The organism is Christiangramia aquimixticola, assembly GCF_048285835.1.
GTDB classification, from domain to species: Bacteria; Bacteroidota; Bacteroidia; order Flavobacteriales; family Flavobacteriaceae; genus Christiangramia; species Christiangramia aquimixticola.
On the sequence record NZ_JBLVTL010000341.1, the window covers coordinates 1 to 279 of the forward strand.

The following is a 279-nucleotide window of genomic DNA, read 5'->3' on the forward strand; positions in this document are numbered from 1 at the left end:
GTTGTGGATAAAATTGTAGCCAAAGTTGACAACAATATCGTGTTGGAATCTGAGGTTCAAAAGACCTACATTGAAGCTATCGCCCAATCCCAACAAGGAATGGAAGCTCCAAACAGATGCTCAGTCTTCGAAAGTTTACTGATCAACAAACTGATGGTGGCCAAGGCTGAGATTGACTCCGTGGTCGTCACAGATGCTGAGGTGCTTGTACAGACAAATAATCGGTTCAGTATGGTCATGCAGCAATTTGGTGGCGATGAAAATATGCTTGCTGAAATT

At 43.0% G+C, this 279-nt stretch carries 1 protein-coding gene; it reads left to right on the forward strand.

Translation table 11 applies throughout. The features are described 5' to 3' along the window. A partial coding sequence (locus tag ACNKXV_RS14745; protein ID WP_470269892.1) for a SurA N-terminal domain-containing protein occupies window positions 1–279 on the forward strand: 279 nt, incomplete at both ends.